Origin of the sequence: Streptomyces sp. NPDC060049, from assembly GCF_042736715.1 — a bacterium.
GTDB lineage: Bacteria > Actinomycetota > Actinomycetes > Streptomycetales > Streptomycetaceae > Streptomyces.
The window spans coordinates 481,168-504,234 of the sequence record NZ_JBHWVV010000005.1 but is presented as its reverse complement, the minus strand read 5'-3'; the positions used below and the strand labels follow the sequence as shown (position 1 = coordinate 504,234).

At 71.2% G+C, this 23,067-nt stretch carries 19 protein-coding genes and 2 pseudogenes; 12 read left to right on the top strand and 9 right to left on the bottom strand.

The annotated features are described in order from the left end of the window. Nucleotides 1-6: 6 nt before the first annotated feature. The 4 genes from ACFWBY_RS12505 (at nucleotide 7) to ACFWBY_RS12490 (ending at nucleotide 2,890) form a co-directional block, all read left to right on the top strand. Nucleotides 7-420 (top strand): hypothetical protein, encoded by a 414-nt coding sequence (locus ACFWBY_RS12505; protein ID WP_385344606.1) that lies wholly within the window; start codon nucleotides 7-9, stop codon nucleotides 418-420. A gap of 509 nt (nucleotides 421-929) precedes the next feature. Then, nucleotides 930-1,355 (top strand): STAS domain-containing protein, encoded by a 426-nt coding sequence (locus tag ACFWBY_RS12500; RefSeq protein ID WP_385344609.1) that lies wholly within the window; start codon nucleotides 930-932, stop codon nucleotides 1,353-1,355. A 191-nt stretch (nucleotides 1,356-1,546) separates the two neighbouring features. Further along, nucleotides 1,547-1,822, top strand: a complete 276-nt coding sequence (locus ACFWBY_RS12495; protein ID WP_385344611.1) for an isoamylase early set domain-containing protein — start codon at nucleotides 1,547-1,549, stop codon at nucleotides 1,820-1,822. A 435-nt stretch (nucleotides 1,823-2,257) separates the two neighbouring features. Beyond that, nucleotides 2,258-2,890 (top strand): hypothetical protein, encoded by a 633-nt coding sequence (locus ACFWBY_RS12490; protein WP_385344614.1) that lies wholly within the window; start codon nucleotides 2,258-2,260, stop codon nucleotides 2,888-2,890. Nucleotides 2,891-2,978: 88 nt separating this feature from the next. On the opposite strand, the gene ACFWBY_RS12485 is transcribed toward ACFWBY_RS12490, so the two are convergent. After that, nucleotides 2,979-3,884 (bottom strand): LysR substrate-binding domain-containing protein, encoded by a 906-nt coding sequence (locus tag ACFWBY_RS12485; protein ID WP_385344617.1) that lies wholly within the window; start codon nucleotides 3,882-3,884, stop codon nucleotides 2,979-2,981. A gap of 80 nt (nucleotides 3,885-3,964) precedes the next feature. Between ACFWBY_RS12485 and ACFWBY_RS12480 the strand changes: the two genes are divergently transcribed. Next, complete coding sequence (locus tag ACFWBY_RS12480) at nucleotides 3,965-4,765, top strand: hypothetical protein (protein WP_385409656.1); 801 nt, start codon at nucleotides 3,965-3,967, stop codon at nucleotides 4,763-4,765. A gap of 113 nt (nucleotides 4,766-4,878) precedes the next feature. On the opposite strand, the pseudogene ACFWBY_RS12475 reads toward ACFWBY_RS12480, so the two are convergent. Both ACFWBY_RS12475 and ACFWBY_RS12470 read right to left on the bottom strand, forming a co-directional pair. Beyond that, nucleotides 4,879-5,199: pseudogene (locus tag ACFWBY_RS12475) on the bottom strand (response regulator transcription factor); the annotation flags it as partial. 132 nt (nucleotides 5,200-5,331) lie between these two features. After that, a complete protein-coding gene (locus tag ACFWBY_RS12470; protein WP_385342030.1) occupies nucleotides 5,332-7,731 on the bottom strand; it encodes a glycoside hydrolase family 2 protein in 2,400 nt (799 codons plus the stop codon). Nucleotides 7,732-7,801: 70 nt separating this feature from the next. Here ACFWBY_RS12470 and ACFWBY_RS12465 point away from each other — a divergent pair. Then, nucleotides 7,802-7,996: pseudogene (locus ACFWBY_RS12465) on the top strand (carbohydrate ABC transporter permease); the annotation flags it as partial. A gap of 50 nt (nucleotides 7,997-8,046) precedes the next feature. Here ACFWBY_RS12465 and ACFWBY_RS12460 read toward each other — a convergent pair. Beyond that, nucleotides 8,047-9,066 carry a LacI family DNA-binding transcriptional regulator gene (locus tag ACFWBY_RS12460; protein ID WP_385342031.1) on the bottom strand — a complete coding sequence of 340 codons (1,020 nt, stop codon included), beginning with the start codon at nucleotides 9,064-9,066 and terminating at the stop codon, nucleotides 8,047-8,049. Nucleotides 9,067-9,320: 254 nt separating this feature from the next. After that, nucleotides 9,321-9,608 (bottom strand): carbohydrate-binding domain-containing protein, encoded by a 288-nt coding sequence (locus ACFWBY_RS12455; protein WP_385409655.1) that lies wholly within the window; start codon nucleotides 9,606-9,608, stop codon nucleotides 9,321-9,323. A gap of 239 nt (nucleotides 9,609-9,847) precedes the next feature. Here ACFWBY_RS12455 and ACFWBY_RS12450 point away from each other — a divergent pair, with 239 nt between their 5' ends. From ACFWBY_RS12450 to ACFWBY_RS12435, 4 genes are all read left to right on the top strand, one after another. Further along, nucleotides 9,848-11,422 (top strand): alpha/beta hydrolase, encoded by a 1,575-nt coding sequence (locus ACFWBY_RS12450; RefSeq protein WP_385342035.1) that lies wholly within the window; start codon nucleotides 9,848-9,850, stop codon nucleotides 11,420-11,422. A 1,112-nt stretch (nucleotides 11,423-12,534) separates the two neighbouring features. After that, on the top strand, nucleotides 12,535-12,819 hold the full coding sequence (locus ACFWBY_RS12445; protein ID WP_385342037.1) for a polyprenyl synthetase: 285 nt from the start codon (nucleotides 12,535-12,537) through the stop codon (nucleotides 12,817-12,819). Beyond that, nucleotides 12,812-13,873 (top strand): polyprenyl synthetase family protein, encoded by a 1,062-nt coding sequence (locus ACFWBY_RS12440; RefSeq protein WP_385342039.1) that lies wholly within the window; start codon nucleotides 12,812-12,814, stop codon nucleotides 13,871-13,873. The genes ACFWBY_RS12445 and ACFWBY_RS12440 overlap by 8 nt, the downstream gene beginning before the upstream one ends. A gap of 21 nt (nucleotides 13,874-13,894) precedes the next feature. After that, nucleotides 13,895-15,058 (top strand): oxygenase MpaB family protein, encoded by a 1,164-nt coding sequence (locus ACFWBY_RS12435; protein WP_385342041.1) that lies wholly within the window; start codon nucleotides 13,895-13,897, stop codon nucleotides 15,056-15,058. Between the two features lie 195 nt (nucleotides 15,059-15,253). Here the strand turns inward: ACFWBY_RS12435 and ACFWBY_RS12430 are convergent, their stop codons facing one another. Further along, entirely contained in the window at nucleotides 15,254-16,111 is an 858-nt protein-coding gene (locus ACFWBY_RS12430) for an alpha/beta fold hydrolase (protein ID WP_385342043.1), read from the bottom strand. After that, on the bottom strand, nucleotides 16,108-16,731 hold the full coding sequence (locus ACFWBY_RS12425; protein ID WP_385342045.1) for a TetR/AcrR family transcriptional regulator: 624 nt from the start codon (nucleotides 16,729-16,731) through the stop codon (nucleotides 16,108-16,110). Before ACFWBY_RS12425 ends, ACFWBY_RS12430 begins: the two co-directional genes overlap by 4 nt. A gap of 139 nt (nucleotides 16,732-16,870) precedes the next feature. Here ACFWBY_RS12425 and ACFWBY_RS12420 point away from each other — a divergent pair, with 139 nt between their 5' ends. Then, the gene (locus ACFWBY_RS12420; RefSeq protein WP_385342047.1) at nucleotides 16,871-17,470 is read left to right on the top strand and encodes a TIGR03086 family metal-binding protein; all 600 of its coding nucleotides are present in this window, start codon (nucleotides 16,871-16,873) and stop codon (nucleotides 17,468-17,470) included. Nucleotides 17,471-17,529: 59 nt separating this feature from the next. On the opposite strand, the gene ACFWBY_RS12415 is transcribed toward ACFWBY_RS12420, so the two are convergent. Further along, nucleotides 17,530-19,902, bottom strand: coding sequence for an ADP-ribosyltransferase domain-containing protein (locus tag ACFWBY_RS12415; RefSeq protein ID WP_385342049.1), 2,373 nt, complete (start codon nucleotides 19,900-19,902; stop codon nucleotides 17,530-17,532). Nucleotides 19,903-20,166: 264 nt separating this feature from the next. On the opposite strand from ACFWBY_RS12415, the gene ACFWBY_RS12410 reads away from it, so the two are divergent. After that, nucleotides 20,167-21,300, top strand: a complete 1,134-nt coding sequence (locus ACFWBY_RS12410; protein WP_385342051.1) for a serine hydrolase domain-containing protein — start codon at nucleotides 20,167-20,169, stop codon at nucleotides 21,298-21,300. Nucleotides 21,301-21,343: 43 nt separating this feature from the next. Here the strand turns inward: ACFWBY_RS12410 and ACFWBY_RS12405 are convergent, their stop codons facing one another. Next, complete coding sequence (locus tag ACFWBY_RS12405; RefSeq protein ID WP_385342053.1) at nucleotides 21,344-22,945, bottom strand: alpha/beta hydrolase; 1,602 nt, start codon at nucleotides 22,943-22,945, stop codon at nucleotides 21,344-21,346. Between the last annotated feature and the right edge of the window lie 122 nt (nucleotides 22,946-23,067).

Sequence of the window (23,067 nt, the reverse complement as noted above, 5' to 3'; positions counted from 1 at the left end):
AATCGCGTGGTGCAGTGGTGGCGTCTGCGTTCCGGTGTCCGGGCGGTGCCCCGCCCCGTCGCCACCCCTTCGGTCTGGGCGGCCGCGGCTGTCGCGGCCCTATGCCTGGTCAGCGCCCTCAACTACCTCAACGGCCAAGGCGATCCCGCGATCGACCTCCTCGTCCTGTCCGCAGTGTGTGCCGTGGTCAGTACGGGAGCCAGGCTCGTCGCGGCGCCGGGTACGGCCCTGGTCTGCTGGCTGATCCTCAACGGCTTCGCGACGCCGCCCATGGGCGAACTGACCTGGGCCGCCGGCTACGACCTGGGCCGCCTCGGTTGCCTCCTGGCGGCGGCGGGCACCGGAACGGCCGTCGCCCGCATCGCCAGTGCGCGCGCGGCCTACCGCCGCCTGAGCCTCCACCACCCGACGGAGTCCTGATCAACCGGTCACCCGCCCTGCTCGCTCCGCCAAAAGTGACGTTCCGAGCAGTACTCGCCGGTAGTGCGGCCAGCGCGTGCAAGGTTTGGTAATCCTGAGCATGACCGGTGTCCGGGCATTGCCGCGGGAAGGGCTTGGCCGTGTTCGATCTTCTGTGCCCCAAGACCTTCGTGTGTCCCTTTTGTCGGGCTAGTGCCGTCGACGGCACGGCACGGACCGTGGGTATCGAGAAGGGGTCGTTGTCGGTGACCTGGCACCGGGGGGACTGCCCGCACCTCGCGGCGGACCGGATCCTCGCCGCGGACGACGGCTGAGCGCGGAGGGCCACCTCGCCGTCCGGGGCCTGCTCGGGTGAGGGGCGAGGGCCCTGAGCGGTGCCCTCAGGGCCCTCGGGTCGCCTGCGCCGCAGGGGATGTGGAGGTGTGCATGTGACGCGACATTTGCGGATATGCCCGCCACCCCGGCGAGGCGCCCGCGTCGGGCCGATTGGCAGCAGGAAGGGCACCGCCATGACGGCCTCACTCGAGACGGCGATCCAGCACGCCGGTAACACGGTCGTGATCAGCATCGCCGACGAGCTCGACGCGGCCGCGGAACCTGCCCTCCGCCGAGCCCCCGAAGCCCTGGCGCCCGAGGCCACGGCGGCTTTGACCGACGTGCACCGAGTGCCGTTCATGGACTCGGCCTGCCCGGTTCTCCTCCTCGGCCTCCTCGGCCTCCACGGAGCCCTGGAGCGCGGGGGCCTCCGCGTGCTGGTCGTGGGCCGGCAGCCCCAGCCGCAGCGCCTCGTGCGTTTGCTCGCCGGTCTCCCCGCGGACGGCGAACAGCCGTACGCCGCCCAGCGCGGCGCGCTCGCCGCCCTTCGCCGCATGATCGAGGAGCGAGCCGCACATCGACAGCGGCAGGCCGCAGACCGGACGAACGGACCGAGGTAAATCCTGCCCCTCTGGTAGGCGCACGAGTACGCCACCGCCGTGTCCGTCGGCGAGTATGAAGCGTGTGTGGGAGGCGGCCTGTGCCGGGCGGGTGAAGCCGGGGCCCGGATGGCCGCCTGCGGGTGCCTGCACTGCATGCGGGCCGGAGGATGAGCCGAAACAACCACCTCTCCTCCAGGGAGCCCTCCGCCATGCTCGAACGCAAGAAGCTCAAGGACTCGGCTCAGGTCACGTTCGTCCTGCCCGCCGACGTCCCGCCCGGTCCCGTCAGCGTTGTCGGTGACTTCAACGACTGGAAGCCGGGCGCCCACCCCCTCGAGCCGTGCAGCGACGGCACGCGCGCGGTCACCGTCGGCATGCCGGCGAAGAGCGTGCACTCCTTCCGTTACCTGGCCGCAGGCGACTACTGGTTCGACGAGGAACAAGCCGACGGCCACGACGGAACCAACAGCCTCCTCCGCACCTGATCCATCAACCCCGGGCCCAGGCCGCTGGCAGCCGGGCCGGCCCTGACTGCCGGCGGCGCGCTCCAAGCCCGGCCCGGCGCCCGCCCCGCCGGGGCACTCCGTCCCAACTCTCTGTCCCAACTGGTAACCGGCAAGGGCCCGTCAGTGCCGGCGTCTACGCTCCGCTCATGCGACGTACGACGATTCTCATCGGCCCGGTCGCGGCCGGTCTGCCCACCACCGGCTGCGGTTGCGCCGACAGTTGCTCCGCAACAGGCCGCACTGACGGCAGGAGGGTGGAGGCGGCGCCCGGGAGTCGATGCCGGTTTGCCGTCGACTGCCCGCGGCGGGACGCGGTCACAGCGGCTGTCTCCCGGAGCGTCGCACGCCCGTATTCAGTCGCTCCCTCGTCGAAACCACGACTCCAGGCAGCCCCGGCGAGAAACGAGAGATGAGATGAACGATGGCCTTCAGTGGATTCCCACCGCCTATGACACCGGCTATACGATCGTATTCGTCGAGAACCGGTCGCCTTCCGAGATGTTCGCCGACCTTGGCTTCACCGCACCGGCTATCGTCGACCTGACCAAGGGCGAGGCCGACCAGATCATGATGCTTGACGATGACGAGACGGTCGGAGACCTCGACTTCGTCGACGTCGAGGACGATGGCCTGGCAACTCTTCTGACGACAGCCGGTTTCTTCCCTCGACCGCAGTCCATCATCCGCGCGGGACATGCAGGAACATGGGCTTATCTGGTTGAATCATGGTATTCGCATGCGGCGAGCGATGAATCACTGAGCCGTATATCCGCTGGAACGCGGGCCGTGGCCGTCCACGCGAGTGAGGCGGGCTTTACGCGCGTCACATGCGCGGACAAGGGTGCAGTGGTCTTTTCGTCGGAGCCAGGTCTTCCACATCTTTCCATCGGGCGGATGCCTGATTTTCTCCAGCGCTTCGATACGCGAACCGGAGAGTCCGTTGGCGTCGCTCTTCTGCGTTTCCTGGAGGAGGAGTTCGGGATCGGCATCTCGGTCCAGAGCAACGAGGAAGGGAAGCTAGCCGCAGTTGCCGTGCCGGAGGAGTGAGCGGTCACGCGAACGAGAGCCGCACCACCCGTGTCCGGGACGGGCCGGCGCCACCACCCCCCACGCTCCGAGACGGCTCAGAAGGCTTTTACCGGACAACTGCGGTCCGCTGGGAGGCTGTACGCAGCGCTGCGACGACGGCCGCTGTCGTCGGGTTCGCGGTTTCGGTGTGGCGGGTCGCGGCGAAGAGCACGCGCAGGATCGGGCGGTCCTCGATGGGCACCGTGCGGATTCCGGGTGTGGTCGGGTCGATGGCCGTTCGGGGGACGAGCGCGGTGGCGAGGCCGGCCCGCGCGAGGGTGAGCTGGGCGCCGATGTCGGCGGTGACGTAGCGGGGCGTGGGCGTGAAGCCGGCTTGCCGGCAGGCGTTCAGGATGGCCTGTCCGCAGTCGGTGGTCGGCGGCGGCACGGCGAGATGGTGCGTGGCCAGTTCCCGCAGGGCGACCGGCCGCTCGCCGGCTACGTCGGCCGCGGTGACGACGAGCAGCGGGTCATCGAGCAGCGGTGAGACCTCGATGCCCCGGGGTGTCGCATCGGGCAGGTGGTGATACCGCTGTCCCAGCACGACATCGACGGCGCCGAGGGTCAGCTCCCGCAGTTGCGCCTGGTCGCTGACAAGGCAGGTCACGGTGAGCTGCGGGTGGCGTGAGCCCAGTGCGGTGAGCGCGGGGGCCACGATCCCGGCGACCGTGGACGGCAATGCGGCGAGCGTGGCGGTGGCCCCGACCGTGACTTTGACCGCTGCCATGGCGCATTCGGCTTCCTCGACGGCGGCGAGGATCCGGTCGGCGTGTTCGACGAGCACCTGGCCCGCCTCCGTCAGTGCGACGGTTCGCCCGTCGGGGCGCAGCAGATCGACGCCCACGTCGTGACGCAGCGCGGCCAGCTGCTGGGACACGGCACCGGCGGACAGTGCCAGGGACTGGGCCGCCGCGGCGATGGAACCGCGGGCGGCGACGGTCTTGAGCATGTGCAGACGGCGGATATCCAGCATGACTCGATAGATTACCTAATGGGTTCCCTCAGGAATCATCTCCTTGACCTGTCGGGTCGGGTGGGGCGACCTTTCGGTACATGGAAATCTTCGACTGCATCTCTGCGGTGGCCCGGCCCCTCCACGACTTCGGTGACGAGTTCATGTCCGACGAGGCGACCGCCCATACGGGTCTGACCGCGGGGTTCGCCCCCGGGCGCGGCTTCTACTGCCGCGGACGGTTCGGGGTGCTCGGCGAGGCACCCGCGTCGGTGGTCCAAGCGGTACAGGGTTTCCTCGGCCCCCACCTCGTCACCGCGGGCTGGCTGGCGGGACGGTCCGTGATGCCGGCGGAGGAAGCCGCCGCCTGCTACGCGGGGGCCGTGCGGACGTGGGGTCGTGCCCACATCCCCGGCGACGTCGACGTGGAGCACTTCAACCACCTGGCGCAGCAGCTGATCGACGCCGCCGACGCCGACGCACTGCCCCTGTTCGCCGGCTGGCGCGCGCAGCCCAACGCCGGCAACGACCCGGTCGGCGCGGCCATGCAGCGCGTACACGTGCTGCGCGAACACCGTGGCGCGTGCCATCTGGCGGCGGTGCGCCTGTGTGGGCTGAGCGCCCAAGCGGCCATGGTCATCAATCTCGGGGTCGAGCAGGCAACCCACTACGGCTGGCAGGAGCCACGTGCCGTTGCCGCGGCCCAGGTGCCCCGACGGCAGCGTGCCGAGCAACTGACCGACGAGATGCAGGCGCCGCTCTACGCGACCCTGACCGACCGGCAACGTACCGAGTTCGCCCAGCTCGTCGACGCGTTGACCGCCTCCCGAGCGTTCTCCCGGCCCCGGCCCGGGGCCGGGCCCGGGGCCGGGGCCGGGCCCGGGGCCGGGGCCGGCACGTGACGTGGCCGCAGACCGGCGGGCGCGCGCCGTAGCACCACCGGCAGATGCCCCGGGCGCCGCCCGGCGAGGCGTGCCGGCGCTCGGCGCACCCCTGGCACCCGGTCAGCGGGGCGCGGTGCGACCAGGCCGGCCTCGTCCGCCGCGATGGCCGCCTCCACCCGGTCGCGGGCGCCCGACTTCGCGAGTACTGCGCTGACGTGTGCCCTCACTGTCCTCTCGACCAGGTGGAGCCGGCCCGCGAGCTCCGCGTTGGACAGCCCCGCCCCGAGTCCCGCCAGCACCTCGCGCTCCCGCTCCGTGAGCCGCTGCAGGGAGCGCCGGGGATGTGCCGCCCGGTGGGCGCGCAGTCCCGCGATGCCCCGGTCGGCGACCCGCGGAGACAGGTAGGCCCGGCGGGCTCTCACCGCCCGTACCCCGCTGAGGAGTTCCCTCGGGATCTTCGACACGCTGCTGTGGGCGCACGCCGAGCGTGATCCTCGGTCTCGGTGGCCCGCCGCTCGCGGCCGGGGTACGCGGTCCTGGCCGCGACGAGGACGTCGTTGATGGTGACGCGGCGGGCGGAAGGTTCACACCGGTTCCACGCTGAACACGGCGCTCCGTACGGCGGCCCCGTCGGCGCCCGCCCAGCCCGTGACCCGGATCCGCGCCTCCTCGCCGGGGAGCAGGGTGAGCAGACCGCGGTCCGCGCGCGCCCCGGGGGCCAGGCGGTCGGGCTGCAGGAGGAGGTCCCGTACCAAGGTCAGGGCCGTGACCACCACGGTCACCGCGCCGTCGTCGGCGGAGGCCTCGACCCGGATGTCGTACTCGGCCGCCGGATAGGCGAACTCCTTGTCCGCGACCGGGAAGTGGACCGCGCGAAGACCGTCGGCGTCCGCGACGAGGAACTCTTCGCGCGATCCCGACGTCGGCGCCAACCCGTCCGGAAGGGCGGGCTTGGCCACCGACCGCGGGGCGGCCTCGACTTCGAGGACGGCCTCCCGCAGGACGCGCCCGTCCGCGGCGATCCGGCGCACGGTGACCGCCGTGCGCCAGGTGACGCCGGACTGGTTGTCGACCACGAGTGACGGGCCGTCCTCGCCGGGCACCAGGCTCAGCAGCCGGTCCGCGTAGACCCGGCGCAGTTCGTGGTAGAGGGGCTTGACGCGTCCGTCACCGTCGATGGCAGCCCAGGAACTCACCGGCCAGCAGTCGTTCAACTGCCAGACCACCGTGCCGGTGCACACCGGCCAGTTCGCCCGCCAGTGCTCGATCCCCGCGGCGACGGCTCGGGCCTGGACCACCTGGGCGAGGTAGTGCCAGCGGTCGAAGTCGCCCTCGGGAAGCGGGAAGTGGCGGGCGATGCCCCGGTTCAGCTTGCCGTTGCCGTCCTCGGCCTTCTGGTGGTGCAGCATGCCGGGCGAGTCGGGGGCGAGCTCCTCACCGGGCAGGGCCCGCCGCAGCGTCGCGAGGGCGGGCGGGGCCTGCCAGCCGAACTCGGCGACGAAGCGCGGCACACTCGCCCGGTACTCGGCGTAGTCCTGCCGGTTCCACACCTCCCACGCGTGGTGGGTTCCGTGGCGCGGGTCGTTGGGATGGTGGTCCCACGAACCGGACCACGGGCTGCCCGCCGTGTACGGACGGGTCGGATCCAGCTCCGCGACGATCCGCGGCAGAGTGCCGAGGTAGTAGCCCTCCCCCCATGAGTCACCGGCGAGGGGCCCCTCCCAGGCCCAGTCGCGGAAGCCCCAGAGATTCTCGTTGTTTCCGTTCCACAGGACGAGACTGGGATGCGGCATCAGGCGGACAACGTTGTCACGCGCCTCCGCCTCGACCTCGCCCCGCAGCGGCTGTTCCTCCGGGTAGGCGGCGCAGGCGAAGAGGAAGTCCTGCCAGACCATGAGGCCGAGCTCGTCACAGGCGTCGTAGAAGGAGTCGTCCTCGTAGATGCCGCCGCCCCATACGCGCACCAGGTCGATGTTGGCGGCGGCCGCCTGGGCCAGCCGGGTCCGGTAGCGCTCGGGTGTCATGCGGGACGGCAGTACGTCGTCGGGGATCCAGTTGACTCCGCGCGCGAAGATCCGCACGCCGTTGACGACGAAGGCGAAGCCCGTGCCGTGTTCGTCCGCGGCGCGGTCGACCTCGACCGTCCGGAAGCCGATACGGCGCTCCCAGCTGTCCAGCGGGCGGCCCTCCCCGTCCAGCAGGACGACGTCGAGCCCGTACAAGGCCGGGTCGCCGTAGCCGCGAGGCCACCACAACTGCGGCTCGGGGACCTCCAGACGCAGCACGGCCTCGTCCCCTTCGAAGGAGACCTCGGCCGTCGCGCCCGCGGTGGCGGCGCGCAGGACCAGCGTGCGGCCCGCGCCGTCGGCGGTACGCGCGACCTTGACCCGCAGTTCGACGCTGCCGCTCGTCCCCTCGACGGTGACCAGCGGGCGCACCGAGTCGAGCCGTGCGGTCGACCAGCGCTCCAGACGGACGGGACGCCACATACCGGCTGTCACGACGGTCGGCCCCCAGTCCCAGCCGAAGGCGCAGGCCATCTTGCGGATGTACTGGAAGGGCTCCGGGTACACGTTCGGGCGCTCACCGGTGAGGGCGCGGACGCGGTCCGCCTCACCGTAGGCAGAGGTGAACCGGACCTCCAGCCGACCGGCCCGCCCGGTGACGTCGAAGCGGTGGGTGCGGTGCATATTGCGCGTCGTACCGAGGCTCTCGCCGTCGAGGATCACCTCGGCGGCGGTGTCCAGGCCCTCGAAGACGAGCTCGGCGCGCTCGTGCCCGCGGTGGAGGGGGAGTTCCGTGACGTAGGACCACGCCTGCCGGCCCACCCAGGCGACTTCCGTCTCGTTGTGGCCGATGAAGGGGTCGGGAATGACCCCCGCGTCGAGCAGATCGGTGTGGACGCAGCCGGGGACGCCGGCCGGAAGCAGCGCGTCCTCGTGGCGCAGGCTCCAGCCCTCGGCCAGCTGGGTGACGTCCTTCATGATGTGCGGCTCCAATTCGCCTGGCAAGGGGCGGGATGCGTATACGAGGCGACAAACTAGCCTCCTCGTTGTCCCCTTCCTCCACATGCACTCCGAGGACCTCGGGACGATCTCCCCCGCGCTCTTCCGCTTCAAGGGGCCCTTCGGGGCGCACTGGGAAGCCATCTCCGCCGGAGCGATCCTCGTCATCCTGCCGACGCTGATCATCTTTCTGCTCCTCCAGCGCTGGATATACAACGGCTTCGCCCAGGGAGCCACCGAGTAGCGTGACGTCCGGCATCCGAGGGGGAGGGCGGCCGGCGGAGCGGTCCGCGCCTACTCGGCCGGCGGCGGGCAGGTGCTGCCGCGGGGAACGAGGCGAGCGTATCCCTCTCGGATGTCGTCGACCTCCTCGCCCGCGATGAGGGACAGCAGCGCGGTCGCCGCCCGCGCCCCGTACGCCGGGATGTCCCGGGTGAGAGCCGACAGCACGGGCCGGACCACCTGGGTCAGCGCAGACTCGTCCCAGGCGACGATCGACAGGTCCGCGGGGATGGAGAGCCCCAGCTCCTGCGCCACGGAAAGAGCGGCCACCGCCATGATGTTGTTGTCGAAGACGATGGCCGTCGGCCGTTGCGGGGCGATGAGGAGCGAGCGGGCGGCACGAGCCCCCGCGTCCCCCGTGTAGTCGGTGTGGACCACGGTGGCCTCGGGAACCCCGGCCTGCCGGCAGGCGTCGCTCAACGCCTCGTCACGGATCATCGTGTGGGCGAGGTCCGCCGGGCCCGCGACCCGGGCGATGCGGCCATGGCCCAGGGCCGCGAGATAGCGGACGATCTCGTGGACGCTCTCTCCGTCGTCCGACCAGATCGCGGGCAGCGAGCCGGACGCCGAAGGCGGCCCGACGACCACCGCCGGGAGGCCGAGGGACTCGACCGCGGCCAGGCGCGCGTCCTGGGCCTGCAGGTCGATCAGGAAGACCCCGTCGACCCTCCGTTCGCCCCACCACCGGCGGCACAGCTCGATCTCGCTGTCCTGAGTAGCGACCATCTGCAGCATCAGCGCGTACGAGTGCTCCGAGAGGACACTCTCCACCCCGCTGATGAACTCCATGAAGAAGGGCTCCACGCCCAACGTCCGGGCAGGGCGGCGCACGGTGAGACCGACGGCCTGAGCCCGGCCGCCGGTCAGAGCCCGCGCGGCACTGCTGGGGCGCCACCCCAGCTCCTCGGCGATGCCCTTGATCGCCGCGCGGGTCGCGTCGGAGACTCCGGGCAGATCGTTCAGCGCGTACGAGACCGCCACCTTGGACACGCCGGCGCGTAGCGCGATGTCCGCCATGGTCGGCCGCTTCACACGCCACTCCTGTCCTGTGCTGGTCGTCGCGGGTGATCGACCTTACCGCCCACCGGCGCCGCCCGGCCAAGCCTCCGGGCGCGACCCGGCGCCCCGGCCATCGGCGTGACGCACTCCGTGCGCGCAGCCGCGTTCGCGGCCTGACGGGTGGCCCCCGGTACTCGGCGGGTTCCCCCGCTCCGCGACGTACCGACCGAAGTGCTCTCCCGCCTCGACCGCGCGGGAGAGCACCTGGTCGGCGCGGCCGGGGGGCGTCAGCGATCCGCGGAGCTGCCGCGGACGACGCAGGACCGGTTGTTCTCCCAGCCCCAGCCGTCCCGGTCGGGGTCGTCGGCGCTTCCGTCGACGCAGTACGGGAGGGGCTGGGGGCGGGCGCACCGCCCAGGTCGAGACGACTGCCGACGGCGCGGGCCTCCTCCCGGAGGAGGAGGCCCGACCGGGTCGTCGGTCCCGGGCGGAGAGGCGGGTGGGACCAGGGGCCTCGTCCACGGAGGCGATGTGCCGGACCATGTCGGCTTCCTAGCCTCGGGGCATGCGATCACACGAAGCAGTCGACGGGCGGGATGCCGTCGGCCCGGTGAACTCCCCCCGCGGCTCCGGCACGAGCGCCGGACGGGGGCCGCGCGCGCAGGGCGGCCGCGGCGTCGCCCTCGCCCTCGACCAGGCCCCCGCACCGCCCTTGCCGGAACCGACTCGCGCGACGCCTTGGGCGCAGCCTGGGCCTCGGCCTTGGGCACCGCCTTGTGCGTCGCCGACCGTACCCAGCAGCCCGAGGAGACTCGTGAACACCCTCAGCTCCGCCGCGCGCCGCGCCTCCGCCGTGAGCCTCGTCCTCGCAGCCTGCCTCACCACTTCCCCCGCCCTGGCAGCCGCCGCCGATGTCCCGGCCGTGGCCGGCTCCGGGACCGGGCTCGACCGGTACTACCGGCAGCACCTCGGCTGGGGCAGCTGCGCCGAGGGCCCCGTCGACACGGCGGGCCGTGATCTGGACCAGGCCGGTGTGCAGTGCGCGGACCTCACCGTGCCGCTGGACTACGCCGACCCGGCAGGGCGCACGATCACCGTGGCGGTGTCCCGGCTCAAGGCCACCGACACCCGCCACCGCATCGGCTCGATCCTGCTGAACAACGGCGGGCCGGGCGGGCCTTCGGTCTCGTCACCGCCGGACGTCCGCAAGGCGATGAAGGACATCGGCGCGCGCTACGACATCATCGGCTTCGATCCGCGCTTCGTCGGCCGCAGCACCCCACTGGACTGCGGCTGGCCCGTCGGCGTCGCCTGGTTCTCGGCCGGAACGAGCCGGGCGGGCTTCGACCGCCAGGTCAGCCTGCAGAAGAGTCTGGCCGACAAGTGCCGTGCCGCCGGCGCCTCGGTGCTCCCGCACATCAGCACCCGCAACACGGCCCGCGACATGGACGTCATCCGGGGCGCGCTCGGCGAACGGAAGATCTCCTACCTGGGCTACTCGTACGGCACTTACCTGGGCATGGTCTACACGCAGATGTTCCCCGGCCGCTACGACCGGGTGGTGCTCGACGGGGCGATCGGCCCGGGCGCCTACCGCCCCCGACTGCTGAAGGGTTCCGAACGCGCGAACGAGAAGGCGCTCTCCGACTGGGCCGCCTGGGCGGCGGAGCGCCACGACACCTACGGCCTCGGCCGCACCCGCGCCGAGGTGCTCGCCACCGTCGACCGCGTTGTCGCGGCGTCCGCGCGCAGCCCGCTCACCGTCGGAGTCGGCGCCGACGCCTTCCGGATCGACGACAGTCACGTGCCGGTCCTCCTCTTCACGGGCGTCGCGGACGACACCGATCCGAGCCGGGCGTTCCTCGGCGAGATGCTGTCCGTACTGCACATGGCCGCGCGGGGAGCACCACCGACCACCCTGTCGCCGACGTTCGCCGCGACGCTCCGATACATGGTGCGCGGTGGGCCCGAGCCCTCGGGCGTGCAGCTCGCGATCATCTGCGGGGACGTGGCCGCCCCGCGCGATCCCCAGCTCTACTGGAGAGACATAGAGCGCAGCCGGGCCGCGCACCCCCTGTTCGGACCGCTGGCCAACAACATCGGCCCCTGTGCTTTCTGGGACCGGCCGCGCGAAGAGCCCACCCGGATACGCCGAGACGTCTCGGCGCTGATCGTGGCCGCCACCGGCGACCCGCGCACCACATACGAGGGCAGCGTCGCACTGCACGACCTGCTGCCGAGCTCCAGGATGCTCACCCTTGAGGGCGCCAACCGGCACGCCCTCTTCGGGCGCTACGGCAACACCTGCGTGGACGACGAGGTCAACAGGTACCTGGCCACCGGCAAACTACCCACGAAGGATCAGACCTGCGTGAAGCAGGCCGGCTAGGCCGTTTCTCGTCTCAGGTGGCTGTCTTCTGCGCCTCTCTGCGGAGACGCGTGGAGGGGCCTTGGTGCCGTACGGCACCAAGGCCCCGAAGGAACTTGCTACACCATCTGCCGACCCTGGTACTGCGCCGGCCTTCTGTGTCCGCGGTCCCGACTCACGAGCTGTCGGGGGCGCGGGGATCGCGGTTGCTCGACCGGAGACCACCTCACTATCGATGTCCTGCGGTACCCGGACTCACAGCTTCCGTCCGGGCGATCCTGATGGCGCGGGGCTCCTCCGTTCTTCCCTCGGTGAATCAACTGCTTCCGCAGTGGGGGGACTGCGTACTGCTGGGGAACCACTGACACTGCGAACCGCGTGTACTGCTCCGTGGCCCGTGTCGGCGCCACGCTTCCGGCAGCCAGCCCCGTCGCCCATCGTGCGTCTGCTCTGACTTGGAACCCCACTGCCGGACTTCCCGGTGCGCGCGCCCGCAGCCGACGCCTTCACCGAGGTACTGCTCACGGCGGCCCCTGATCACTGCGGGCCACCCGGTCCGGTCGCCAGTCCCGTCGCCGTCCTGCAACAACCCTGGCTTCGACACTCACCACCGCACCGTCCTGCGAACTGCGCTGCGCGTACTGCTCGCCCGGCAGTTCGTGTCTGCCAGGCCCTGCGGTCTCTCTGCGTTACGAGAGAAACCATAACCACGCCACGATCCAATGTCTACTCCAGCCGCCATAGATTTTCGCGTGTTCGACAGTGAGGTAATCGGCGTCGAACAGCGATGGCCACAGCGGCCGCGGTCGCCTCCCTGCGGCGGCGCATCCCACCCGCGCGCTCAGCCCTGCTGCCAGCCCGATGCCGATGATGCCGCCGGTCGACGTACCGACGACGAGATCGAAGAGTCTCGCGGCGGGCGTGGAAGCGCGTTGTCAGATCTGGGCTCTGTACCAGGTTCCGTCTGCTGGACCTGGGCATCTTTGGCGAAAGATCACTCGATGGTGCATCCGGGCTGCCCGCGGTGTGTTCGGTGGCCAGACTCGAACCGCGTCGTACCGAATCAACGCCGCGCGCCGCTCCGCGCCGCCCGGCCGGAGCCGGGGCGGGCCTTGCCGTGCAGGAGACATGCTGTGACACACCATGACGGCCGCAAGCCGGGACTGACCGAGGACGCGGTGGCCCTGGTGGCCGGGCTCGCCGATCTGGCGTTCAGCGGGCTGAGCAGCGCGGTGGGCGGCGTGAGCGGTCTGCTGCGCCGCGCCGACCTGGGCGAGGTTCTGGCCGACGGCCAGGAGGAGACCAAGGCACGCGGCCGTCTGTTCCTCGACCGGCACGCGCCCACGGCGCCGGCTCACATGGAGGTCCTGGCCCGCACCGTCACGGCCCGCACCCAGCCGGAGGGCGGCGGTGAATGAACGAGAAGAGCAGGCCCTGCACGCCCTACTGAAGGAACGCGTCGACCAGGTCCTCAGTGAATTCGTCACGGCGGAGGCACAGGCGCTGGCCGACATCGACGTCTGTCTGGCACCGGTCGCGGAGCAGCTGCATGCCGCGACCGTGCACGGCAAGCGCCTCCGGGCGGCGTTCTGCTACTGGGGCTGGCGCGGGGCCGGCCAGCCCGACAGCGAGGCGCTGGTACGGGCCGCCGGCGCGATCGAGCTCGTCCACGCCGCCGCCATAGTCCACGACGACCTCATCGACCACAGTCGTACCCGGCACGGCCGACCCACCGGGCACATCGCCCTGCGCGAGGTCCTCACCGATCACGCGCGGCCCAAGGCGGGCGCACGGGCCCTGGCCATGCTGGTGGGTGACCTGCTGATGTCGATGGCCGGGCAGCTGTTCACCACCTCCGGCCTGCCGGGCGCTTTCCTGAACAAGGCGCGGCCCATGTGGGCGGTTCTGGCCCGCGAACTGGTGGCCGGTGAGTGCCTGGAGGTCTTGCGCACCGGCTCCGCGCCGGACCCGGACGCATCGGTGAAGGTGATCCGCTACAAGACCGCCAAATACACCGTCGAACACCCCCTGCGGATCGGCGGCCTCCTCGCCGGCGCCCCACCGCGGCTGTTGCGGACGTACAGCCACTACGGCCTGCCGCTGGGCGAAGCGTTCCAGCTGCGCGACGACCTGCTGGGCCTGTTCGGCGATCCCGCGCAGACCGGCAAGGATGCGGCCGACGACCTGGCCGGGAACCGGCCCACCGCTCTGATGGCCCACGCCTTCGCGTCCGCCACCCAGGCGGAACGCGGCGAGCTGCACCGCCTGCTCGGGCAGGCGAACGTCAGCGAGCAGCAGGTGGAACGGGCCCGGGAGATCGCTCACCGCACCGGAGCCGTCGCCCGCGTCGAAGACATGATCACCGTCCGTCTGCGTGACGCGCACGACGCCCTGGCCGACGCAGACCTGCCCCCCGAAGCGCGCCGCGCGCTGTCGGCCCTGGCGACGCTCTCGGCCACCCGCACGCACTGACCCCCCACCGGGAGTACCACGATGACCTACACCCAAGCGTCCATGAACGCCCTGCGCACCCACGGGGACGAACTCGCCGACGCGACCGTGGCGGCACTGTTCGAAGGAGGCGAGGTCGGCAAGTTCAACACGCTCATGCGGTACGTCTCCACCGTCGGGCAGGACCTTCCCGAGGGGCTGCCGGAGGTGGCCCGGGAGTACCTGCACGAGACCGGCACGCCGCCCGCCTGGGTGGACTGGGGGGAGATGGAGAAGGCCCGGCTGTTCTTCATCGACAACAACGTGCACATCTCCACCGCGCTGTCGTTCGCTTCGATGCCCGCCTGCTACGTCGTGCCGCACGTGGCCAAGCTCCTGTCGGCCACCCACTCGCTGAAATACCCGTCCAAGCGGATGGCCGAGACGGGCCAGTTCACCGTCTACCTCATGCAGCCCGACGCCTTCGAGGCCGGCAGTCGCTTCATCCCCGCCGCCCAGAAGGTCCGCCTGCTGCACGCCTCCATCCGCCACCACCTCAAGCGCGAGAACCGCTGGGACACCGCCGCCTTGGGTACGCCGATCTGTCAGGAGGACATGATCGGCGGGCAGATGATGTTCTCCCTCCAGGTGCTGGACGCTCTGCACCGCCTCGGCATCCACATGAGCACCGAAGGCGCCGACGCCTACTACTACGCCTGGCGGGTGGTCGGCGCCATGCTCGGCATCGACCAGGACCACGCCCCGAAGGACCTGCGGGGAGCCCGCGAGTTCTCCGACCTGTACATGACCCGCCACATGGGCCCCAGCGAGGAGGGCGCCCAGCTCACCCGCCGGCTCATCGACCTCTACGAAGAAGTCGTGCCCGGCACCTTCTTCGACCCGATCGTCTCCGCCCTGATCCGCTACCTGATCGGAGACACCTGCGCCGACTGGCTGCAGGTCCCCCGGACCCCCTGGGACACCGTCGTCAAGGCCGCCCCCACCCTGCTGGGAGTGCTCGAAACCATCGAGGACCACTCACCCCTGGCGGCCTGGGCCCTGGACCGCATCGGACACCTGACCACCAGCCTGGAACTGTCCTCCCTCACCCGAGGCCGCGTCATGCACTACGCCATCCCCGAGCAGCTCAAGAACGACTTCGGCGTCAGCAGCACCATCCCGCCCAACAGCCGCTGGACCCCGCCGCCGGCGACCGTCAGCCGGTAGGAAGGCCGCCCAGGAGTTCGCCGGCTGCAACCGGTCGGCCTCAACCCGGGGGAGCCAGTCCCGTCACGATGGAGCCCTCAGCCGGCGCCCGGGCCTTCGAAGGGGTTGCGGGACCGGTCCCGCCTGCGGCGCTGCTCCGCCATCTTCTCATCGTACGAACCGCCCCCGGTCCCGTCCGGCGGTGCGCAGGTTCGCTCACTCGACCCCTCCCAGGAACGGGACGATCGCATCGAGGAAGTGCTCGTTGCCATCTCCGGCCACCATGTGCCCCGCGCCGGCCACATCGACGCGTCGTGCCCGGGGAACACCGTCGCAGAACTGCTCGGCCACGTCTTCGCGCACCACGTCGCTGATCCCGCCGCGGACGAGCAGGATCGGCACGTCGGCGCGGCGCGCGGCGTCGAGGAGACGCTCCGCCATGCCCGGCGGGTCCATCCGGCCCTGGAAGCCGTCCAGCATCCGGGGATCCCAGTGCCACACCCAGCGGTCGCCGTGGCGCCGCAGGTTGGGCCGCATCCCCTCGGGGTCGGACGGACGCGGGCGGTGCGGCAGGTGGGCGGCCACCGCCGCGGCCGCCTCCCCGAGGTCGGCGAAGCCGTCCGGATGGCCGCGCATGAACGCGACGATCCGGCGAAACCCCCGGGGATCCGGCCTGTGGGCGACGTCGACGAGCACCAGGGCGCGGATCGCCGCCGCCGGGGCCTCTCCTGCGGCGAGCAGCGAACCCAGGCCTCCGAGCGAGGCACCGATGAGCGCCGGTCGGCCGCCGAGCTCGGCGACGATCGCCCGGACGTCTTCGGCGAACAGTTCGAGGGCGTACTCCCCATCGGCCGACCATGCGCTGGTGCCGTGCCCCCGCAGGTCGGGGGCGATGACCCGCCACCCCAGCGCGGCCAGCCGAGGGGCGGTCCGGTCCCAGGCGTGCCGTGTCTGCCCGCCGCCGTGCAGCAGGACGAGCGGGGGAGAGGACGACTCGCCCCACACGTCCGCCGCGAGCCGGATCCCGCCGTGGCCCACGAAGATCCGGGGCCGTGGCAGTGCGTCGGCCGTCATGCCGCGCCCCGGGTTCGCAGCGGGGCCAGCAGCTGGTCGCGGTAGGCATCCGCGGCCGCTGCGGCGAGGGCGACGTCCAGTGCGAAGAGGGCACGTGAGAGGAACCGGTCGTCATCGATCAGTTCGGCGACCCACTGATGCAGCGCGCCCACGCACGAGGCGCTGACCACGGCGGCCAGGGCATCGGTCTCGACGTCGGCGCGCAGGAGGCCTCGTGTGCGTGCGTCGGCCATCGCCTGGCGGAGCCGGACGAGCGGACCGCGGTCGAGTACGAGGCCGCTCTCCTCCCAGCCGCGCACCATGCGACGGGACACGACCGGATCGCCGACGAAGAGCAGGACCGTCGATCTGACGACCTCCCGGGGGCCACCGTCTCCCAGCGTCGCCAAGCGGCCCTCGAGTTCGTCCATGAAGCCGTCGGCGAGCGCTTCCCAGATCTTTTCGCGCGGTCCGATCAGGTTGTACACGGTGGCCGGGGAGACCTCCGCGCGTTCGGCGATCCGCTCGGTACTGATCGCGGACTCCGGACCCTCCCGAAGGAGCTCGCGCGTGGCGTCGAGGATCCGCGCCCGTCTCCGGGCCTTGTGCTGCTCGCGCAACCCCCCGTTGGCTGTCCGCACGTGCACTCCTCTCCCTGAAACTTAGAGAGTCTTCTAATTTTAGAGATGCCTCCAGATGGAGCCGGGCAAACATGTCGCGATGAGTACGGGCTCCGCCGCCGGTCTACCTTTCAGATCCATCGTCTCGGAGGAGCAGCTGATGACCGGTACGCCGACTTTCGATCTCGCACCGCAAGCCCGGATCGTGGCCCGTCTCGTGTCGGGTGTCCCGGATGCCCGGCTCGCCGACCGGACGCCCTGCCCCGACTACGCCGTCAGCAACCTGCTGGGCCACCTCGCCGGCCTCGCCGTCGCTTTCCGCGACGCCGCCCGCAAGGACCTGGGCCGCACGACGGACACGGCCCCCGACGCCGCCGTGCCGTCCCTGCCCGACGGCTGGCGCGAGGACCTGCCCCGCGTCCTCGGCGAACTGGGTGAAGCCTGGACGGATCCGGCCGCATGGACCGGCATGACCCGTGCGGGCGGAGTGGACCTTCCGGGCGACGTCGCGGGTTTGGTGGCCGCCGACGAACTGGTGGTGCACGGCTGGGATCTGGCCCGGGCCACCGGCCAGGTGTACGAACCCGACCAGGCCGCGCTGCGCGCCTCGCACGCATTCCTCCTGGCCGCGGCTGAGGAGGGCGACCGCGGGAACGGCATTTTCGGGCCCGTCGTTCCCGTACCGGACGACGCCCCGCTGCTGGACCGGGCAGCCGGGCTGAGCGGGCGCGACCCCGGCTGGACCTCCGACACCCCCTGACATGGGCCGGACCGGTCCGGTTACGGCGCCGGGGCCCGCTCGTGTCCCTGCCGAACGGGTCAGGACACCAAAGGAGCGGCGTCCACCTCGGTCAGCTTCACCGTGCACAGCCCGCCGCGCTCGCTCTTCACGTCCGTCACCTTCAGCTGCGTGCCCGGAGTGAGGATGTACTCCTCCTCCCCGGTGAAGGCGGAGAAGCTCTTGATGCCGACCGCCTGGGCGGCCGTCACCTCGAAGAGCGTCCGCTTGCCACGGTTGCCGAGGAAGGACCGGGCCACGCTCAGCTCGGAGGTGCACGAGGAGACGCCCCACCAGGTCACCGTCCGACCCATCGGGTACTGCGCCCGCAGGTCCAGAGACACACCGCGCCACAGCGGCCGCGTGTGCGCGGGCAGCCCCGAGACCGCCGAGAACAGCAGCCGCAGGTACGGCAGGTACGGCGTGACCCTGGTGCGGTCCGGGGAGCGGAGGACGGCGTTGATCTCGCGGTAGAAGGCGGACTCGCAGGTGTAGAGGTAGAGCGCGGCGATGGCGTCGGCGGACAGGCTGCCGGACGTCTCGTCCGCCCGCCGCTTGCCGAATTCGTGTGAGCGGTCGATGTGGCCGGCGAGTCCGGACAGCGCCTGGGTGACCGGTGCGACGGCATCCTGGAAGTCCATCAGCGGGGTATCGAACACGCCGGTGATCGAGGGGAGGACCAGGCCCTCGTCCTTGACGCTGGTGAGCCGCTCCAGGTACAGCTGGTGCAGGTTCATGGTCGACTGGATGAAGTCGCCCATGCGTGCCGCGACAGCTCCGTCCGTACTGCCCGCGCCGACCGCTCCCTCGTTCCATCCCTTGCTCGGCAGCCAGTCGATCCCGTCGCTGCCCAGTGACGCGAGGGCGTCGTTCACCATGGCGAAGTGGTCGCCGTCGCAGAAGATGTCGCCCTGTGCTGCCGGGTTCGCGTGGTCGATGTGCCGGACCTCGACGTCCGGGTACTTCTCCTGGAGCCGCAGGACGACCCTCTTCAGGTTGCGCGCGTGCGCCCCCCACCAGGCGAACACGACCCCGCGGTCGTCCTCCTGGGCGTCCTGCTTGGCCTTGAGGATCTCCTCCACGATCCGTTCCGCGACGGGCCGCCAGAAGGCGGTGTGCCGGTCGGTCCCCATCGCTCCGTCGCCGCCGGCGGTGAGCGAGGCGTTCAGCAGCAGCACGCCCTGCGTGAGCATCGCCTGGAACCACTCCGGCGGCTGGACCGTGTCCTGCTCCTCGAGCAGCGCGCGGACGTCGGCGACGGGTGTCTTCTTGGCTATGCCGTACTTCCACATCGCCGCCGCCTTGATGATGCAGCGGATGCTGACGACCCTGCCGAACTGGCTGTCCTTCCAGTCGTTGAAGGCGTTGTCGAACATGGCTATGCCGGTCGCGCTCTCCGGCCGCGGGTAGGGGTTCTGGCCGAACGCGACGACCTTCCACTTGTGCGGCGGGTGGGGCTTGAGAGCCTGGAAGGTCAGCTCACGGACCGGGACGACCTCGGGGCCGCGGCCCTTGCCGATGAACCGGGCGGCGTCCGGCTGCGCCTCGATGACGGGCTTCAGGAGCGGCAGCCAGGGCTCACCGCCGCCGGTGAAGAGTTCGGAGAGAGCCAGGGGGTCGCTCGCGTCGGGCTGGGCGGGCGTCGCGCCGTTGATCGCGTCAGTCATGGGGGAGGGGCTTTCGGTCGTCGCGGTCGAGGGATGGACGTGGTCGACCGGAGGGCCGGCGGGAGGGCCGGCCGGGGCGGGCTCAGCGGCCTTCGGCGGCACTATGCGTACCCGCTCCTCGACGGGGGCGTCCTCGATGCCGTTGAGCTGCGCGGTGATCGTGGCGCGCAACTCGGCGTCGTCCTCGAACCAGTGGTCGTGGAAGAGGGTGTAGCCGGTCCACATCAGGTTGGCGCACACCCGGGCCGGGACCCGACCGGTCTGCGCACCCATCCCGACGAGAGCCACGGAGCGGATGCTGCCCGGCGCCTGCCGGTTCTGCCGGTGGACGGCCTGGAAGGCGGCGGCGCAGGCCAGCGCCACGTTCAGCGTGGCACTCACGTTCTGCGAGGACCGCACCATGGTCGGCGTCGATATCAGGTACCGGGGGACGCCCGCCCCCGACGCGACGCAGACCGCGCTGCCCACCGGCAGGGGACCGGCGAACCGGTCCCGGATCGCGCGCTGCACACGGAGCTGGATGCCGGGTCCGAGGTGACGCTTGATGACGGCGTCGACCCCGCCGTCCATCCGGCCGCGGGAGTTCGTCGGGGTGACCCAGGCGTCGACGTCCTCGTCGAGGATCGAGCCCCTGCGGATCTCGATGCCGGGGGTGTCCGCGAACGCCGCCCGCCACGCCTCCACCACGCGCTCGTTCACGTCTGTCAGCACCACCCTCAGCGTGGGCTGAACACTGCTCTCGGTCATCGTCCTCCTGTCGGGAAGCGGCCCTTGCAACACCCCCGAACCTAGCCGCCACCACTGACAACGCCGCTCCGCGAAGCGGGCGATGACCAGCCGTCATGGCTCCGAGGACGCGTGCGGCCACCGCCGGCCACCCGGCCGGCGCCTCGCCGCAGTCGTTGATCTACGGTGTCGCTCGGGCACATCCTGAGGACGCTCGTGCCCTTGCCGGGACGGGCGCGCAGATCTTTGACGGCCTGTGCCGTCCTCACAGACGAAGGACACACCATGCCCGCAGCCGTGCGCGTCGAACACTCCAGCCGGGACTGGGAGGCGGTCATCGCGCGCTTCCAGGAACTCATCGACACGCGCCGCGAGCCCGGCGGCTCACTGGCGCTCTGGCGCCACGGGACGCCCTCCCTCGTCGTGCACGGCGGCAGCGCCGATCCCGGACAACTGGTTCCCTGGAGCGCGGACACCCTCGTCCAGGTCTTCTCCACCGGAAAGCCGCTGGTCGCGCTTGCCGCCCTCCGGGCCGTAGCCGACGGCTACATCGGGCTCGACGACCCCGTCACCGCACGCTGGCCCGCCTACCGCGACGTACCTGACCATCCCACGACCCTGCGCATGATCCTCAGCCACCGTTCCGGCAAGCACACCTTCTCACCCGCCGCGGCCGGACTCGACCCCCGCGACCACGCCGCACTCGTGCACGACCTCGAAACCATGGAACCGCTGACCGTGCCGGGCCAGGACATCGCGGAGCACGCCTCCACCTACGGCCACCTCGTCGACGGAGTCCTCGCCGCGGCCGGCGCCCCCTCGGTCCGCGAACGCACGGAAGCCCTGTCCCGCGTACTCGGCGCACGCCTCAGATTCGGCGTCCACCCGCACGAACTCCCCCTGGTCGCCGTGCCCGAACCCATGGGCACCGTATGGACCGACCCCTACCTCGCACACGAAGTGGGCCGCGCCGCTCTGCTGCGCCCCGCCGGCCTCCTCGATACCGAGACCCTGCACAGCCCGTCATGGCACGTGACTCCGTTCGGCGCGGTCGGCCTCATCACCGACGCCACCTCACTCGCGAGCCTCTACGACGACCTCAGCCGACCCGACGGTCACATCGCACGGCTCCTGGGCGCGGAACTGCGGTCCGAACTCTTCAACACCGCCGCCTCCGGCACCGACGGCTTCCTGCGCGATCACGTCCGCTGGTCCCTCGGATTCCAGATCGACGAAAGCGGCGACATCGGCATGGGAGGCATCGGGGGCAGCTGCGCCTGGCATTCGCCCGCCCACGACTACTCGCTCGCCTACGTCACCCGCGGCCTGCACGATCACGACCGCGTCACCTACCTGGCCGACGCGGTCGAGAGCACACTCCGCGCGGAGCGCCGGCCAGACGCGAAGGAGACGCCCTGAGCCACGAGGTCCATCCGCTTCCGGACGTTCGGCGGCTTCTCCCTCAGCCGGCCTGCTTGGAGCAGGTCTGGTCGGTGGCGGGCAGCTTGCCGGTGGCCAGGTACCGGTTGACCTTGTTGTCGACGCAGGCGTTCTCGTAGAGGCCGTAGACCGCGTGCCGGTTGGCGCCCTCGAGGGTGAGCAGCTTGGAGCTCGGCAGCAGGCCGTGCAGGGCAACGGCCCCCGTGTGCGTGGTGCGCGGGTCTCCGGTGGCGGACACGATCAGCACCTTGGCGTCGCGCTTCACCTCGGTGGGCTCCTCGCGGGGCCGGTCCCAGAAGGCGCACGGGCCGATGTTGTTCACCAGCGGGCCGAGGCGGGGGTACGCGGCACGGCTTCGCTGGATGTCGCGCCAGTAGACCTCGGGGTCGCGCGGGGCGGCTGCGTCCCCGCAGATGACCGCGGACTGCACGCTGCCGTGGTGCGACTGCTCGCCGGTCGTCGCGAGGCGCAGGATCCCGGAGAACTGCGGCGACAGCCGGGTCGGCTGTCCCGCCGCCGCCCGGTTCAGTACGGACACCTGCTCACCGAGGGCCGCCCGGGACGAGTCGGTGTCGCTGTCGAGTCCGGCAACGAGGACGAACGGGATCAGGCTGTCGTCGAGGTGGAAGGTGTCCGGGCCGGTGCCGACGGTGAGCGGGCGGCGCGCGGATTCCTCGATGAGGCGGTCGATCGTGGCGACGACCTGGTCGCGGGTACGGCCGAGGCCGTAGGTGTCGTCGCGGACGGCGGCCCACGCGGCCCAGTCGGCGAGCGCCTGCTCGTTCTCCCCGACGGCCTCCTGGAGCATCCGGGGGCCGAACTTGCGCGGATCGATGGCGCCGTCCAGGACCATGCGGTCGGTGCGGCCCGGGAACATCTGGGTGTAGACGGTGCCCAGGTAAGTGCCGTACGAGTAGCCGAAGTAGGAGATCTTCCGCTCGCCGAGCGCGCCGCGGATGACGTCCATGTCGCGGGCCGTGTTGCGGGTGCTGACGTGCGGGAGCACGGCGGCGTCGGTGGCACGGCACTTGGCGGCAAGGTCCTTCTGGAGGACGACCTGGCGCTCGAAGGCCGCCCGGTCGAGACCGGCCGAGGAGAGACTGGTGCCGACGGGCCAGCCGCAGTCCAGCGGGGTGCTGCGGCCGACGAAGCGCGGGTCGAAACCGACGATGTCGTACCGCGGTCCCGTCTCCTTCATCCAGGCGTGGAACTCCGGCGGGGATTCGAGGGCGGTGCCGCCGGGACCTCCGTTGTTGAGCAGGATCGAACCGATGCGGTGGCGGGTGTCGGTGGCTTTGAGCCGGGAAATCGCGACGGTGATCGTACGTCCCCGGGGGGCGGTGTAGTCGAGCGGCACGGTGACGTCCGCGCACTGCACGCCGCCCGCGTCCAGACCACGGCCCATGGTGTCGTCCGGGCCTTTGACGCAGCTGCCCCAGCCCAGTCGCTGGTCGTAGTAACGGTCGAGTCCGGAGGCGGACTTCGGCGCGCCGGGGACCGCAGTGGCCGTGGCGGGGGCGACCCCGAGGCAGACGGCGAGGGCGAGGCCCACGGCGGAGGCGCGGCGCACGGCCGAGGCGCGGCGCACGGCGGAGGCGCGGCGCACAGCCGAGGCGGCGGTCATCACGATGCCTCCTCGGGGCGGTGGGTGCGGGGCGTTGCGGTCGCGGGTGCCAGTCGTATGTGTCTCACCCGTCAGACGCTAGGTGCAACGGCCGACCCGCTCACTACAGTTGACCCCCCAGC

What these genes read in the sequence shown, in the direction of transcription:
- ACFWBY_RS12410 (WP_385342051.1), top strand. Translation starts at nt 20,167, where the DNA reads ATGCCCGCAGCCGTGCGCGTCGAACACTCCAGCCGGGACTGGGAGGCG.
- ACFWBY_RS12480 (WP_385409656.1), top strand. Translation starts at nt 3,965, where the DNA reads ATGGAAATCTTCGACTGCATCTCTGCGGTGGCCCGGCCCCTCCACGAC.
- ACFWBY_RS12430 (WP_385342043.1), bottom strand. Translation starts at nt 16,111, where the DNA reads ATGACGGCCGACGCACTGCCACGGCCCCGGATCTTCGTGGGCCACGGC.
- ACFWBY_RS12495 (WP_385344611.1), top strand. Translation starts at nt 1,547, where the DNA reads ATGCTCGAACGCAAGAAGCTCAAGGACTCGGCTCAGGTCACGTTCGTC.
- ACFWBY_RS12415 (WP_385342049.1), bottom strand. Translation starts at nt 19,902, where the DNA reads ATGACCGAGAGCAGTGTTCAGCCCACGCTGAGGGTGGTGCTGACAGAC.
- ACFWBY_RS12470 (WP_385342030.1), bottom strand. Translation starts at nt 7,731, where the DNA reads ATGAAGGACGTCACCCAGCTGGCCGAGGGCTGGAGCCTGCGCCACGAG.
- ACFWBY_RS12435 (WP_385342041.1), top strand. Translation starts at nt 13,895, where the DNA reads ATGACCTACACCCAAGCGTCCATGAACGCCCTGCGCACCCACGGGGAC.
- ACFWBY_RS12500 (WP_385344609.1), top strand. Translation starts at nt 930, where the DNA reads ATGACGGCCTCACTCGAGACGGCGATCCAGCACGCCGGTAACACGGTC.
- ACFWBY_RS12405 (WP_385342053.1), bottom strand. Translation starts at nt 22,945, where the DNA reads ATGACCGCCGCCTCGGCTGTGCGCCGCGCCTCCGCCGTGCGCCGCGCC.
- ACFWBY_RS12485 (WP_385344617.1), bottom strand. Translation starts at nt 3,884, where the DNA reads ATGCTGGATATCCGCCGTCTGCACATGCTCAAGACCGTCGCCGCCCGC.
- ACFWBY_RS12490 (WP_385344614.1), top strand. Translation starts at nt 2,258, where the DNA reads ATGAACGATGGCCTTCAGTGGATTCCCACCGCCTATGACACCGGCTAT.
- ACFWBY_RS12420 (WP_385342047.1), top strand. Translation starts at nt 16,871, where the DNA reads ATGACCGGTACGCCGACTTTCGATCTCGCACCGCAAGCCCGGATCGTG.